The sequence below is a fragment of the Pseudomonas helvetica genome (genome assembly GCF_039908645.1).
In the GTDB taxonomy this organism is placed as follows: Bacteria; Pseudomonadota; Gammaproteobacteria; order Pseudomonadales; family Pseudomonadaceae; genus Aquipseudomonas; species Aquipseudomonas helvetica.
This window is the reverse complement of record NZ_CP150917.1, coordinates 6,011,328-6,023,885: the sequence shown is the minus strand read 5'-3', so window position 1 is coordinate 6,023,885 and position 12,558 is coordinate 6,011,328. Positions and strand designations below refer to the sequence as shown.

Sequence of the window (12,558 nt, the reverse complement as noted above, 5' to 3'; positions counted from 1 at the left end):
GGCATTACCTTCCTCGAAAAGTCCGGAATGCCTCAGTGAGTTTCATCTGTCTTCGCCCATGGACAGTAGCAGCCCACCGCGAGGGTATGCGTGGCGCTTACCGGGCGATCTTCGCTCAGTGCCTGCAGGATCGGTTCGATAAAGCTGTTGCTGGAGTTGCAGGTCAGGCCTTCGCTGTAGGGCCCGAAATACGCCAGTTTGCCGCTGCGGTCCCAGATCGCGACCGCCGGGCTGGCGGGGATTTGCTCGGAGCCTGGCAAGGTGTCGAGGGTTTTCAGACGGCTCAAGGTACTGGGTAACTGACCCTGGCTGCCGGGCTTCTGTACCGCGTAAAACTCAACGCCTTGCGGCACAAAGTGCTCAAGCAGTTCGGCCAGGTGCTGTTGATTGCCGACGTTGCACGGGCAGGCCGGGTCCCAGAAGTGCACGACCCGAATCGCGCCGGGGCCTGCCAGGTTGGCGGGAAGGTTCAGCGGATCGCCGGAAAACAGCGCGGTGTGCGAACTGAACGCCCGCAGGTAGCGTCCCTGAAACCAGTCATAGGCGGCCCACAGCACGCCGGCACACACAAGGGCGAGCAGACTGGCAAGCAGTGTCGTGCGGTAGTGCGGGCGCATACGGAACCATCCTCGAAGGTCGCGTAGCTTGCCATGCTTGCCGCGACAGATGAATATCGCAGGCCCATAAAGTCTGTTTTGCGCGCCGCGCTTTGCCTGGAAACCCGTGATGCCTGCCACCTTCGACCCCGATCATCTGCGTGCCAGCCTGCGGCCTTTGGCCGAGGCGCAGCCGTTGTCGGAGGAAGCGCAGGCTTATCAGCACTTTTACGGGCTGGATTTCCCGCAGCGCAGCGTCCCGGTCAAACGCGGGCTCGGCAGCTTCAAGGTCGGTGACTATCAGTTGGTCAGCCAGGTCTGGTGGCCGCAGCGGACGGTGGCGACGATGTTCCTGTTCCATGGCTTCTACGATCACATGGGCCTTTACCTGCATGTGATCGAATGGGCGCTGGATCAGGGGTTCGTGGTGATCGCCTGTGATTTGCCGGGGCATGGGTTGTCCAGCGGCGAGCGCGCGAGCATCGAGGATTTCGCCGAGTATCAGGCGGCGCTGCAAGGGCTGTTCGCTGAGGCGCGGTCGCTGGACCTGCCGCAACCGTGGCACCTCTGTGGACAGAGTACGGGCGGTGCGATTGTCATCGATCACGTGTTGAACGCTGGCGCGGACAGTCCTGCACAAGGGCAGGTGATACTGCTTGCGCCGCTGGTTCGGCCGCGCTCCTGGGGCTGGTCGCATTTCAGCTATTACCTGATGAAGCCTTTCGTCAAAGGCATCGCCCGGCGTTTCAGCGAAAACACCAACGACCCGGCGTTCTTGCCATTCCTGCAAGCCGATCCGCTGCAACCGCTGCGTTTGCCGAGCGTCTGGGTCGGGGCGCTGGCGCGGTGGATCAAGCGCATTGAAGCGGCTCCGCGCAGCAGTCGTCGGCCACTGATCGTCCAGGGGCAAGCGGACATGACGGTGGATTGGGAGCACAACCTTGAAGTGCTGGAGGGCAAGTTCGACCGGCCGCAGGTGTTGAAACTGCCCGAGGCCCGCCATCATCTGGCAAATGAAATCCCGGCGTTGCGCGAGGAGTATTTCGGGTTTTTGACCAAGCGGATCAACGGGCGGAATCGCTAGCGACTGTTATGACGCCATTGCTGGCAAGCCTTGCTCCTACGAAATCGGGTCGTTCAGAAAATGGTGATCCAGCACGAAACCGTAGGAGCAAGGCTTGCCCGCGATTGGGTTTCAAAGGTGCCTAAAATTATTGGTTAAGGCTCGAGGTGCTTTGCCCCACCGCCAACCCCGCCCGAATCGCTGCCAGCGCCGCCCGGTAATAGGCCTTGCCTTCAGAGGACTCGGCAAAGGTGGCGAACTCCTCGAGTTCGTCATCCGATAAGCCGCGATAGACATACAGCAACGTGTTGTTCAGGTCGGAGCCGATCTGATCCATCAAGCGCTGACGCTGGCCGTCCAGCATGCCTTGGGCCTGACCGCCGCCGAGCAGGCCGGGGATCATCTGGCTCAGGCTGTCGGCCGCTACGCCGGCAATCGCCAGGCTGACTTCGGCTCCGGCTTCGCGCGCTGGCAGTGCCTGGGCCAAATGGCCAATGATCAACTGACGGGTGTCACTGGCTTCGATTTTCGGCAGGCCTTTGGCGTTCTTCGCCAACTGGTCGCGGCGGGTCGCCAGCAGTTCGGCGGCGATGATCTTGCGCCCCAGTGGCGACTGGAAAAACGCCAGTGCAGGTGCAGGGTCAGCGAGGTTTTTGCGCAGTTGCGCTTCGGCTCGATGGTCCATGGCTTGCGGGGCAAAGCGCTGGTTGCTGTTACTGACCAGCGCCTGAAACACCGCGGGCGGCAGGCTGCTTTGGTAGCGTTGTTGGGCGGCAGTGAGGGCATCGTTAAAATGCGCGCGTTGGTCTGGCCAACCGGCGACCTTGTACAACTGGTCGTGGCCGTCTGCCCAAGCGGGCAAAGTGCAGAGCATCAACAGTGAAAAAAGCAAACGGCGCATAAGAACTCCTGTCGGCAGGCGACTATTCTCCGGGGCCGGGCACGGGTTGTCGAGAATTCGTATCAGGTTCGTCAGCTTATCCGACGATCCTCCGCTACACGGCTCTGTCGGATTTTCTGGCGCAGGAATACTATGCGCGCCATGCAAATACCCTCTGATCACCCGCTGCTGTTACGTATCGTCGACGACCTGGCTACACATGGCTGGTCGCAGCAGAATATTTTCCTGCCCCAGGCTCTGACCCTGGAACTGGCGGCTGAGTGCCGTAAACGTGCAGCCGAAGGTGAGCTGGCGCCAGCGGCAGTGGGGCGCGGGCCTTTCTCGGAGATTCGCGAAGGGATTCGTGGCGACCATATTCAGTGGCTTGAGCCCGGGCAAGACGAGGCCTGCGACAGCTATCTGGGGTTGATGGACAGCCTGCGCGAGGCGATGAACCGTGGGTTGTTTCTCGGTCTTGAGGATTTCGAAAGCCATTTCGCGCTGTACCCGCCGGGCGCGTTCTACCGCAAGCACGTCGACCGCTTTCGTGACGACGACCGGCGCATGGTGTCGGCGGTCATCTACCTCAATGAAGCCTGGCTGCCGGAGCATGGCGGCCAATTGCGGATGTACCTGGAGGAGGGCAGAGAGCACGACGTGGTACCCACTGGCGGTTGCCTGGTGGTGTTCCTGTCGGGCGAAGTGCCCCATGAAGTCCTGCCTGCGACCCGTGAGCGCCTGTCGTTGACAGGCTGGTTTCGCCGGCGCGGCAACGAGCTATTCTGATCATGCAGAAAATTCTGGTGAGTCGTTGTTTGCTGGGTCACCGCGTGCGTTACGACGGCGGGGCCAGCGGGCCGTTCAATCAGCTGGAACAGTGGATCGCCGAAGGTCGGGTGGTCCCTTTGTGCCCGGAAGTCGCCGGCGGTTTGCCAACACCACGGGCTGCGGCCGAGATTCCGGGTGGGCAAGGCGTTCAGGTGCTCGATGGTACTGCGCGGGTGATGACGACCGAGGGTAAGGATGTCAGCGCCGAGTTTCTCTCGGGTGCCCATCAGGCTCTGGAACTGGTCCGCAAACACGCAATCCGCATCGCCGTGCTCAAGGCCAACAGCCCGTCCTGCGGCAACCTGCTGACCTATGACGGGACCTTCAGCGGGGTCAAAGTCAGCGGCGAGGGCGTCACCGCAGCCTTGCTGACCCGCAATGGGGTGCAAGTGTTCAGCGAATTGGAGTTGGCCGAGGCTGCGCTCGCGTTGGCTGCACTGGATTAACGCCAGGCACAAAACCTGTGGCGAGGGAGCTTGCTCCCGTCGGCCGGTCCGCGCTCGGGCGAAGCAGTCGCAAATCAGTCGGTGCGGTTTATCGGGTAGTACTCAGTTGCAGGTTTTAGGGGCGCTTCGCACCCCAGCGGGGGCAAGCCCCCTCGCCACAATGAACTGTGTAGGCCTCAAGGTTTCGGCGGCTGGCTCGCGTCCATGCCGAACCATTTCTCCGACAGCGTCATCAATCGGCCGTCCGCCTTGATCCGTTGCAGGGCCCGGTCGAGGCTGGCCTGGAATGCCGGGTTACCTTTTTGAAACGGTATCGCCAGGCTCAAGGTCGGACCGACCTTGGCCCCTTCTTTTACCGGTAGTCGACTGTCGCGGATGGCGTAGGGGATCAGCAAGCGATCGCTGATGGCTGCGTCGATCTGTTTGTCTGCCACATCCTTTAGCGGCTGCTGCGCGTCGGGATAGCTGCGCAGGTCAATACCTTCAACACCGCGCGCCTGTTCGACGAACTGGCTGCCTTGCGCCACACCCAGGGACTGGCCCTTGAGTGCCAGCAAAGTACCGAGCGGGCGTTGTTCTTCCTGGCGCACGATCAATTGTGCGCTTGAATAACTATAAGGTTCGCTGAAGTCGAAACGATCCTTGAGTTCTGGAGTCAGTGCTATGTGGTTGATGGCGACGTCGTACTTGCCGCTCTCGACCCCCGGCAACAGATCGGCCGAATCAGTGACCACGAAGTCGGCACGCACATCCAGTTCGTTGGCCAGCAGTTGGCCCAGTTCGACTTCGAAGCCGCTGAGCTTGCCGTCTTCCTTGAAGTTGAACGGTGGTGTGTTGGCTTCAAGCGCAATGCGCAACTCGCCACGGTCGTTTACATCGTCGATCAGTTCGGCATGAGCAAAAGGGCTCACAAGGGGCAGCAACAGTATCAGGCCAGGCAGAAAGCGCATGGTCACTCCTTGAATTCGTTATGTGCGACGCGCTGTTTCGGTGCGCTTTGCTATGGTGTTGAGGTGCTTCGACAACGAATCGCTACGAAGTTGTCACAATCGTAAAGATTAAGTTCAAAACTGGAGAAAAGAATGAAAACCTTTATGTCACGTGCAGTTCTCGCTGGTCTGATGCTCAGCGCTTCGATGCTGGCGAGCGCCGCGGACGTCCCCCGCACCAAGGCCCCTGCGGGTGCGAAGGTGTATATCGTCTCTCCGGCGGACGGTGCGACTGTAGATAAAACCTTCAAGGTCCGATTCGCTGTTGAAAAAATTGCCCTGGCGCCGGCCGGCGATCAGACCCCGCACACCGGGCACCACCACCTGCTGATTGACGTCAACCAGTTGCCAGCCGAGAACATGCCGATCCCGGCGGACGCCAACCACCTGCATTTCGGCAAGGCACAGACCGAAACCGAAGTGACCCTGACGCCGGGCAAGCACACCTTGCAACTGGAGCTGGGCGACAAGAACCACGTGCCGTTCGATCCGCCGATTCTCTCGAAAAAAATCACCGTGACGGTAAAGTAAGTTTTTCCAGGCATGAAAAAGGGAGACCCGAGGGTCTCCCTTTTTATTGGCGCTTGAGCGTTAGAACAACACGCGGCAACGGATGGTGCCGTTGATGTGTTGCAGCTTCTCTTGCGCCAGGTCCGAGTATTCGGCGTCGACGTCGATCACGACGTAGCCGACTTTCTCGTTGGTCTGCAGGAACTGACCGGAAATGTTGATACCGTTTTCGGCGAAGACCTTGTTGATCTCGCTGAGTACACCCGGAATGTTCTGGTGAATGTGCAGCAGACGGTGCTTGCCAGGGTGAGCCGGCAGGGCCACTTCCGGGAAGTTGACCGAGGACACCGACGTACCGTTGTCGCTGTACTTGACCAGTTTTTCAGCGACTTCCAGGCCGATGTTGGCTTGCGCTTCAGCGGTGGAGCCGCCGATGTGCGGGGTCAGGATCACGTTGTCCAGGCCACGCAGCGGGCTTTCGAACTCTTCGTCGTTGGAGCGTGGCTCCACCGGGAAGACGTCGATGGCCGCGCCGATCAGGTGCTTGTCCTTGATCGCGTCCGCCAGGGCGTCCAGCTCGACCACGGTGCCGCGAGCGGCGTTGATCAGGATGCCGCCTTTCTTGATGGCGCGGATTTCCTTCTCGCCGATCATCCACTGGGTAGCAGCCGTTTCCGGAACGTGCAGGGTCACGATGTCGGACATCGCCAGCAGCTCGTGCAGGTTGCCGACCTGAGTGGCGTTACCCAGTGGCAGCTTGGTGATGGTGTCGTAGAAGTACACCTGCATGCCCAGGCCTTCAGCCAGGACCGACAGTTGAGTACCGATCGAGCCGTAACCGACGATACCCAGCTTCTTGCCGCGGATTTCGAAGGAGTTGGCCGCGCTTTTGATCCAGCCGCCACGGTGGCAGGACGCGTTCTTCTCAGGGATGCCGCGCAGCAACAGGATCGCTTCAGCCAGCACCAGCTCGGCCACCGAACGGGTGTTGGAGTACGGTGCGTTGAAGACAGCGATGCCGCGTTCGCGAGCAGCGTTGAGGTCGACCTGGTTGGTGCCGATGCAGAAACAGCCAACAGCTACCAGTTTCTTCGCGTGATCGAAGATTTCTTCGGTCAGTTGAGTGCGGGAGCGAATGCCGATGAAGTGCGCATCAGCGATCTTTTCCTTCAGCTGGGCTTCCGGCAGAGAACCTGTCAGGTACTCGATGCTGGTGTAGCCCGCCGCCTTGAGGACGTCGACAGCCGATTGGTGGACGCCTTCGAGAAGAAGGAACTTGATCTTGCTCTTATCGAGAGAAGTCTTGCTCATCTGCGTAAACCTGTGTCCCGGAGAAAAATGGCAGGGAAGTGGCCAGCAGATGCTGACCCGAGCGGCAGGAACGCCGTCGCCGCAGAACAGCCTTTGGGCACTATCCTGCGGGGGCGGTATGCTAGCATATGCACCCCGCAAACACTCATTCCTGCGACGTGAAGCGTGCTCAGGATGACCATGAATTGTTCGAGAGTTCTGTCGATGACCAATCCCGCCCTGATTGAAGAGCTGAAGACCCTGGTTGAGCCTGGCAAGGTGCTGACCGATGCCGACTCCCTGAATGCTTACGGTAAGGATTGGACCAAGCATTTCGCCCCGGCCCCGACGGCCATCGTGTTCCCCAAGACCACCGAGCAGGTCCAGGCCATCGTCCGTTGGGCGAATGAGCACAAGATTGCGTTGGTACCGTCTGGTGGACGCACCGGGCTGTCCGCTGCTGCCGTGGCGGCGAATGGCGAAGTGGTGGTTTCCTTCGACTATATGAACCAGATCCTCGACGTGAACCTGACCGACCGCACTGCGGTCTGCCAGCCGGGTGTCGTCACTGAACAGCTGCAAAACCGCGCCGAAGAGCACGGCCTGTATTATCCGGTGGACTTCGCTTCCGCCGGTTCCAGCCAGATTGGCGGCAATATCGGCACCAATGCCGGCGGGATCAAGGTTATTCGCTACGGCATGACCCGTAATTGGGTTGCCGGCATGAAAGTCGTGACCGGTAAGGGCGACCTGCTGGAACTGAACCGCGACCTGATCAAGAACGCCACCGGTTACGATCTTCGTCAGCTGTTCATCGGCGCCGAAGGCACCTTGGGTTTTGTGGTCGAAGCGACCATGCGCCTTGATCGCGCCCCGAAAAACCTCACCGCGATGGTCCTCGGCACCGCCGATTTCGACTCGATCATGCCGGTGCTGCACGCGTTCCAGAGCAAGCTCGACCTGACTGCGTTTGAATTCTTCTCCGACAAGGCCCTGGCCAAAGTCCTCGCGCGCGGCGACGTGCCGGCGCCGTTCGAATCCGATTGCCCGTTCTACGCGCTGCTGGAATTTGAAGCGACCACCGAAGAAGTGGCCAACCATGCGCTGGAAACCTTCGAGCACTGTGTTGAAGAGGGCTGGGTGCTCGATGGCGTGATGAGCCAGAGCGAATCGCAACTGCAAAACCTCTGGAAGCTGCGCGAATACATCTCCGAGACCATTTCCCACTGGACGCCGTACAAGAACGACATTTCGGTCACTGTGTCGAAAGTCCCAGCCTTCCTGAAGGAAATCGACGCGATCGTCGGCGAACACTACCCGGATTTCGAAATTGTCTGGTTCGGCCACATCGGCGACGGCAACCTGCACTTGAACATCCTCAAGCCAGAGAACCTCAGCAAGGACGAGTTCTTCGCCAAGTGCGCGACCGTCAACAAGTGGGTGTTCGAAACCGTCGAGAAGTACAACGGCTCGATCTCCGCCGAGCACGGCGTGGGCATGACCAAGCGGGATTACTTGACCTACAGCCGTTCGCCGGTTGAGATCGAGTACATGAAAGCGGTCAAGGCGGTGTTCGACCCGAACGGCATCATGAATCCGGGCAAAATCTTCGCTGTTTGAAGCCGCTGTCCCTGATGAATCTATAAGGCAGGAGTCGGTAATGAGCTATCAGCACCAGTATGTCGACGGTACACGTATTCATTTCCCGGTCGGGAAAGTGGTGTGCATCGGGCGTAACTACGCCGAACACGCCAAGGAACTGGATAACCCGGTGCCAACCGAGCCGCTGCTGTTCATCAAGCCTGGCAGTTGCGTGGTGCCGCTGGAAGGTGGTTTTGCGATTCCGACCGAGCGTGGCTCGGTCCACTACGAGGCAGAAATCGCCGTGTTGATCGGCAAGCCGTTGTCGACCAAGCCAAGCCGCGAAGAAGTGCTGGACGCGATCTCCGGGTTTGCGCCGGGGCTGGACCTGACCTTGCGCGACAAGCAGGCCGAGCTGAAATCCAAAGGCCTGCCCTGGGAAATCTCCAAGTCGTTCGACGGCGCCTGCGTGCTGGCGCCATTCGTGGTCAGCAGCACCTTCCCGGACCTGGCCGACATCGGTATCCGTCTGACCATCAATGGTGAAGTTCGCCAGGACGGCAACAGCAGCTTGATGCTCAACCCGATCGTGCCAATGATCCAGTACATGGCGGGCTGCTTCTCGCTGCAAGCCGGTGACGTGATCATGACCGGCACTCCGGCTGGCGTCGGTCCGTTGAACGTTGGCGATGAACTGGTGCTGGAATTGCCGGGCGCCGGCAGCTTCAAGAGCAGTGTTCGCTAAACTGCAAAGCCGAGTCCTGATCGTGCTCTTCGCTGCAGTCGTGGCGTTGGGCGCAGTCGGGCAGCATTATCGTTTGTTCGAGCGCGGCTGGTTCAACCTGCAAGCCTGGTTGCACCCGGCCGACGGCCAGTCCATGGCACTCAACGATTACCAGGTGGTTGTCGAGGCGAAGGTCATTGACGGGCTGAGCGCGGACGTTTCGGCGCTGACGTTTGATCCGGTGCGCCATAGCCTGTTCACCGTGACCAATAAAAACTCCGAGCTGCTCGAGCTGTCCCTCGACGGGCGAATCCTGCGCCGCGTGACGCTGATCGGATTTGGCGACCCGGAAGCGGTGGAGTTCATCAGTGCTGATACCTATGTGATCGCCGATGAATATCAGCAGCGCCTGATCAAGATTCACCTGACGGATGAAACGGAGTTTCTCGACGCTGCAGATTCCGAGCAGATGCCCCTTGGCGTGCACATGAACAGCAATAAGGGCTTTGAAGGCCTGGCCTATGATTCGGTGGGCAAGCGGCTGTTCGTCGCCAAGGAGCGCGACCCGATGCTGATCTACGAAGTGCAGGGCTTCCCGCATTACAACCCGGAGAAATCCTACGCGGTGCACGTGGTCAACAACCCCAAGCGCGATGCCGGACTGTTCGTGCGCGACCTGTCGAGCCTGCAATATGACAAGCGCAGCGGCCATTTACTGGCGCTGTCGGATGAGTCGCATCTGGTGCTGGAGCTGGATATCGACGGTCGGCCGTTAAGCACGATGTCGCTGAACAAAGGGCGTCAGGGTTTGCAAAAAACAGTGCCGCAAGCAGAAGGGATCGCCATGGACGACAGCGGCACGATGTACCTGGTCAGCGAGCCCAACCTGTTTTATGTCTTCAAGAAGCCCACGCTGCCATAACTCTGGAAGGCGCCGTTTTCATTGTGGCGAGGGGGCTTGCCCCCGTCGGCCGGTCCGCGCTCGGGCGGAGCAGTCGTAAATCCTGCGAACGCGGTGTGCATGATGCAACGCGATTGCAGGTTTTGGGGCCGCTTCGCGACCCAGCGGGGGCAAGCCCCCTCGCCACAAGAGCCTGCTCCCACAGGTTTTGTGTTCGCCTTACTTGGCGCGCAGGGTCTTCACGCCTTCGCTCGTGCCCAGCAGCAGCACGTCTGCCGGACGGGCGGCGAACAGGCCGTTGGTGACCACGCCAACGATCGCATTGATTTGGGTTTCGAGTTCGACCGGGTTGGTGATCTGCATGTTGTAGACGTCGAGGATGATGTTGCCGTTGTCGGTCAGCACGCCTTCACGGTAAACCGGATCACCGCCCAGCTTCACCAGCTCGCGGGCCACGTGGCTGCGGGCCATCGGGATCACTTCGACCGGTAGTGGGAAAGTGCCCAGGACCGGCACCAGTTTGCTGGCGTCGGCGATGCAGATGAACGTCTTGGCTACGGCTGCAACGATCTTTTCGCGGGTCAGGGCTGCGCCACCGCCCTTGATCAGGTTCAGGTGCTCGTCGCTTTCATCGGCGCCGTCGACGTAGAACTCCAGGTCGCTGACGGTGTTGAGCTCATACACCGGAATCCCGTGACCCTTGAGGCGCGCGGCGGTGGCTTCGGAGCTGGCAACTGCGCCGTCGAACGCGCCCTTGTGCAGGGCCAGTGCGTCGATGAAGCAGTTGGCGGTGGAGCCGGTGCCGACCCCGACGATGCTCTTGTCGTCGAGTTTTGGAAGGATGAAGTCGACGGCGGCCTGGGCCACTGCCTGTTTGAGTTGATCCTGGGTCATGCGGGCTCCGAAAGCGGGCAAGGGGAACTGAAGGCCGGCATTATAGGCTGCGGGGCAGGGAAGGTCATTGTCCGATTGACCAATGAGTATGTATGGCATGCCGGGGAGGCTTCTGTGGCGAGGGAGCTTGCTCCCGCTCGGCTGCGTAGCAGTCGTAGAATCTGAGTCCCGATTTTTTCAGGTTCAACTACTCAACCTTGTTGCGACCGCTTCGCGCTCGAGCGGGAGCAAGCTCCCTCGCCACAAAAGCACTGTAATACCTCTGGATTCGTGTGGTCGCACGAGCAAAAGCCGGGTTAGACTCCTCGGTCCTGCCCAACCCGCTCAGTGATGCTTTCCGATGCTCGAACAGTACGTCAAAAAGATCCTCACCTCGCGCGTTTATGACGTTGCCGTAGAAACCCCATTGCAGACTGCTCGCCAGCTCTCCGAGCGGCTGGGCAACAAGATTTGGCTCAAGCGCGAAGACTTGCAGCCGGTGTTCTCGTTCAAGATTCGCGGTGCTTACAACAAGCTGACCCAATTGAGCGATGAAGAGCGCGCCCGTGGCGTGGTCACCGCCTCGGCAGGTAACCATGCGCAGGGTCTGGCGCTCGCGGCCAAGGTGTTGGGCGTGAAAGCGACCATCGTCATGCCCAAGACCACCCCCGAGATCAAGGTCGAAGGCGTGCGTTCGCGCGGCGGCAAAGTAGTGCTGCACGGGGATTCCTTCCCGGAAGCCCTGGCCTATTCGCTGAAACTGGTCGACGAAAAGGGCTACGTCTACATCCACCCTTACGATGATCCGCACACGATTGCCGGGCAGGGCACCGTGGCGATGGAGATTCTGCGCCAGCACCCTGGCCCGATTGATGCGATTTTCGTCCCGGTGGGCGGTGGCGGCCTGATCGCCGGGATCGCCGCGTACGTGAAGTACCTGCGGCCCGAGATCAAGATCATCGGCGTCGAGCCGGACGACTCCAACTGCCTGCAAGCGGCCATGGCGGCCGGTGAGCGCGTGGTTCTGCCGACCGTCGGGCTCTTTGCCGATGGTGTGGCAGTGGCGCAGATCGGCCAGCACACCTTCGATATCTGCAAGGACTACGTCGATGAAGTGATCACCGTCAGCACGGATGAGATCTGTGCGGCAATCAAGGATATCTACGACGATACCCGCTCGATCACCGAGCCTGCCGGCGCCTTGGGTGTAGCGGGGATCAAGAAGTATGTCGAGCTGTATGGCGTGACCGGGCAGACCCTGGTGGCCATCGACTCCGGCGCCAACGTCAACTTCGACCGCCTGCGCCACGTCGCCGAACGCGCCGAGCTGGGTGAAGGTCGCGAAGCGATCATCGCCGTGACGATCCCGGAGAAACCGGGCAGCTTCAAGGCGTTCTGCGAAGCCATCGGCAAACGCCAGATCACCGAATTCAACTACCGCTACAACACCGGCAGCGAAGCGCACATCTTTGTTGGTGTGCAGACGCACCCGGAAAACGATCCGCGCAGTGCGCTGCTCGCCAGTCTGACCGAGCAGGGCTTCCCGGTGCTCGACCTGACCGACAACGAACTGGCCAAGTTGCACATTCGCCACATGGTCGGTGGACGCGCGGCGCAGGTCGTCGATGAAGTGGTGTTGCGCTTCGAGTTCCCGGAGCGTCCGGGAGCGTTGTTCAACTTCCTCAACAAGCTCGGCGGGCGCTGGAACATCTCGATGTTCCACTACCGCAACCACGGCGCGGCCGATGGTCGGGTGGTTGCCGGTCTGCAAGTACCGCACGAAGAGCGCCATCTGGTGCCGGCGGCGCTGGCAGAAATCGGTTACCCGTATTGGGATGAGAGCGACAACCCGGCGTATCAGCTGTTCCTCGGCTGAG

13 protein-coding genes are annotated in these 12,558 nt (G+C 60.3%); 8 read left to right on the top strand and 5 right to left on the bottom strand.

Annotated elements, in window-relative coordinates:
• Positions 1 to 32 precede the first annotated feature (32 nt).
• Complete coding sequence (locus tag AABM55_RS27860; RefSeq protein WP_347928275.1) at positions 33 to 617, bottom strand: DUF6436 domain-containing protein; 585 nt, start codon at positions 615 to 617, stop codon at positions 33 to 35.
• A gap of 109 nt (positions 618 to 726) precedes the next feature.
• Here AABM55_RS27860 and AABM55_RS27855 point away from each other — a divergent pair, with 109 nt between their 5' ends.
• On the top strand, positions 727 to 1,680 hold the full coding sequence (locus tag AABM55_RS27855; RefSeq protein ID WP_347928274.1) for an alpha/beta hydrolase: 954 nt from the start codon (positions 727 to 729) through the stop codon (positions 1,678 to 1,680).
• Positions 1,681 to 1,807: 127 nt separating this feature from the next.
• On the opposite strand, the gene AABM55_RS27850 is transcribed toward AABM55_RS27855, so the two are convergent.
• On the bottom strand, positions 1,808 to 2,560 hold the full coding sequence (locus AABM55_RS27850) for a DUF2059 domain-containing protein (RefSeq protein WP_054594527.1): 753 nt from the start codon (positions 2,558 to 2,560) through the stop codon (positions 1,808 to 1,810).
• Between the two features lie 132 nt (positions 2,561 to 2,692).
• Between AABM55_RS27850 and AABM55_RS27845 the strand changes: the two genes are divergently transcribed.
• Both AABM55_RS27845 and AABM55_RS27840 read left to right on the top strand, forming a co-directional pair.
• On the top strand, positions 2,693 to 3,325 hold the full coding sequence (locus AABM55_RS27845; protein WP_347928273.1) for a 2OG-Fe(II) oxygenase: 633 nt from the start codon (positions 2,693 to 2,695) through the stop codon (positions 3,323 to 3,325).
• A gap of 2 nt (positions 3,326 to 3,327) precedes the next feature.
• Complete coding sequence (locus AABM55_RS27840; protein ID WP_347928272.1) at positions 3,328 to 3,813, top strand: DUF523 domain-containing protein; 486 nt, start codon at positions 3,328 to 3,330, stop codon at positions 3,811 to 3,813.
• Between the two features lie 176 nt (positions 3,814 to 3,989).
• On the opposite strand, the gene AABM55_RS27835 is transcribed toward AABM55_RS27840, so the two are convergent.
• Positions 3,990 to 4,763 carry a transporter substrate-binding domain-containing protein gene (locus AABM55_RS27835; protein ID WP_054594524.1) on the bottom strand — a complete coding sequence of 258 codons (774 nt, stop codon included), beginning with the start codon at positions 4,761 to 4,763 and terminating at the stop codon, positions 3,990 to 3,992.
• 132 nt (positions 4,764 to 4,895) lie between these two features.
• Between AABM55_RS27835 and AABM55_RS27830 the strand changes: the two genes are divergently transcribed.
• Positions 4,896 to 5,333 (top strand): DUF4399 domain-containing protein, encoded by a 438-nt coding sequence (locus AABM55_RS27830; protein WP_054594523.1) that lies wholly within the window; start codon positions 4,896 to 4,898, stop codon positions 5,331 to 5,333.
• Positions 5,334 to 5,393: 60 nt separating this feature from the next.
• On the opposite strand, the gene serA is transcribed toward AABM55_RS27830, so the two are convergent.
• A complete protein-coding gene (serA, locus tag AABM55_RS27825; RefSeq protein WP_054594522.1) occupies positions 5,394 to 6,623 on the bottom strand; it encodes a phosphoglycerate dehydrogenase in 1,230 nt (409 codons plus the stop codon).
• Positions 6,624 to 6,827: 204 nt separating this feature from the next.
• Between serA and AABM55_RS27820 the strand changes: the two genes are divergently transcribed.
• Genes AABM55_RS27820 through AABM55_RS27810 form a run of 3 tightly spaced genes read left to right on the top strand, consistent with a single transcriptional unit; the run spans position 6,828 to position 9,829 of the window.
• Positions 6,828 to 8,222 carry an FAD-binding oxidoreductase gene (locus AABM55_RS27820; protein WP_123581388.1) on the top strand — a complete coding sequence of 465 codons (1,395 nt, stop codon included), beginning with the start codon at positions 6,828 to 6,830 and terminating at the stop codon, positions 8,220 to 8,222.
• 40 nt (positions 8,223 to 8,262) lie between these two features.
• Positions 8,263 to 8,928 carry a fumarylacetoacetate hydrolase family protein gene (locus AABM55_RS27815; RefSeq protein ID WP_347928271.1) on the top strand — a complete coding sequence of 222 codons (666 nt, stop codon included), beginning with the start codon at positions 8,263 to 8,265 and terminating at the stop codon, positions 8,926 to 8,928.
• Positions 8,873 to 9,829 (top strand): SdiA-regulated domain-containing protein, encoded by a 957-nt coding sequence (locus AABM55_RS27810; protein WP_347928270.1) that lies wholly within the window; start codon positions 8,873 to 8,875, stop codon positions 9,827 to 9,829. The genes AABM55_RS27815 and AABM55_RS27810 overlap by 56 nt, the downstream gene beginning before the upstream one ends.
• 198 nt (positions 9,830 to 10,027) lie before the next feature.
• Here the strand turns inward: AABM55_RS27810 and rpiA are convergent, their stop codons facing one another.
• Positions 10,028 to 10,702 carry a ribose-5-phosphate isomerase RpiA gene (gene rpiA, locus AABM55_RS27805; protein WP_054594518.1) on the bottom strand — a complete coding sequence of 225 codons (675 nt, stop codon included), beginning with the start codon at positions 10,700 to 10,702 and terminating at the stop codon, positions 10,028 to 10,030.
• A gap of 340 nt (positions 10,703 to 11,042) precedes the next feature.
• Here rpiA and ilvA point away from each other — a divergent pair, with 340 nt between their 5' ends.
• Positions 11,043 to 12,557 (top strand): threonine ammonia-lyase, biosynthetic, encoded by a 1,515-nt coding sequence (gene ilvA / locus AABM55_RS27800; protein ID WP_054594517.1) that lies wholly within the window; start codon positions 11,043 to 11,045, stop codon positions 12,555 to 12,557.
• The last annotated feature ends 1 nt before the right edge of the window (position 12,558 follow it).

Coding starts and splice junctions, on each gene's coding strand:
- AABM55_RS27835 (WP_054594524.1), bottom strand. CDS start 4,763: ATGCGCTTTCTGCCTGGCCTGATACTGTTGCTGCCCCTTGTGAGCCCT.
- serA (WP_054594522.1), bottom strand. CDS start 6,623: ATGAGCAAGACTTCTCTCGATAAGAGCAAGATCAAGTTCCTTCTTCTC.
- AABM55_RS27840 (WP_347928272.1), top strand. CDS start 3,328: ATGCAGAAAATTCTGGTGAGTCGTTGTTTGCTGGGTCACCGCGTGCGT.
- AABM55_RS27810 (WP_347928270.1), top strand. CDS start 8,873: ATGAACTGGTGCTGGAATTGCCGGGCGCCGGCAGCTTCAAGAGCAGTG.
- AABM55_RS27855 (WP_347928274.1), top strand. CDS start 727: ATGCCTGCCACCTTCGACCCCGATCATCTGCGTGCCAGCCTGCGGCCT.
- AABM55_RS27830 (WP_054594523.1), top strand. CDS start 4,896: ATGAAAACCTTTATGTCACGTGCAGTTCTCGCTGGTCTGATGCTCAGC.
- AABM55_RS27820 (WP_123581388.1), top strand. CDS start 6,828: ATGACCAATCCCGCCCTGATTGAAGAGCTGAAGACCCTGGTTGAGCCT.
- AABM55_RS27860 (WP_347928275.1), bottom strand. CDS start 617: ATGCGCCCGCACTACCGCACGACACTGCTTGCCAGTCTGCTCGCCCTT.
- ilvA (WP_054594517.1), top strand. CDS start 11,043: ATGCTCGAACAGTACGTCAAAAAGATCCTCACCTCGCGCGTTTATGAC.
- AABM55_RS27845 (WP_347928273.1), top strand. CDS start 2,693: ATGCGCGCCATGCAAATACCCTCTGATCACCCGCTGCTGTTACGTATC.
- rpiA (WP_054594518.1), bottom strand. CDS start 10,702: ATGACCCAGGATCAACTCAAACAGGCAGTGGCCCAGGCCGCCGTCGAC.
- AABM55_RS27850 (WP_054594527.1), bottom strand. CDS start 2,560: ATGCGCCGTTTGCTTTTTTCACTGTTGATGCTCTGCACTTTGCCCGCT.
- AABM55_RS27815 (WP_347928271.1), top strand. CDS start 8,263: ATGAGCTATCAGCACCAGTATGTCGACGGTACACGTATTCATTTCCCG.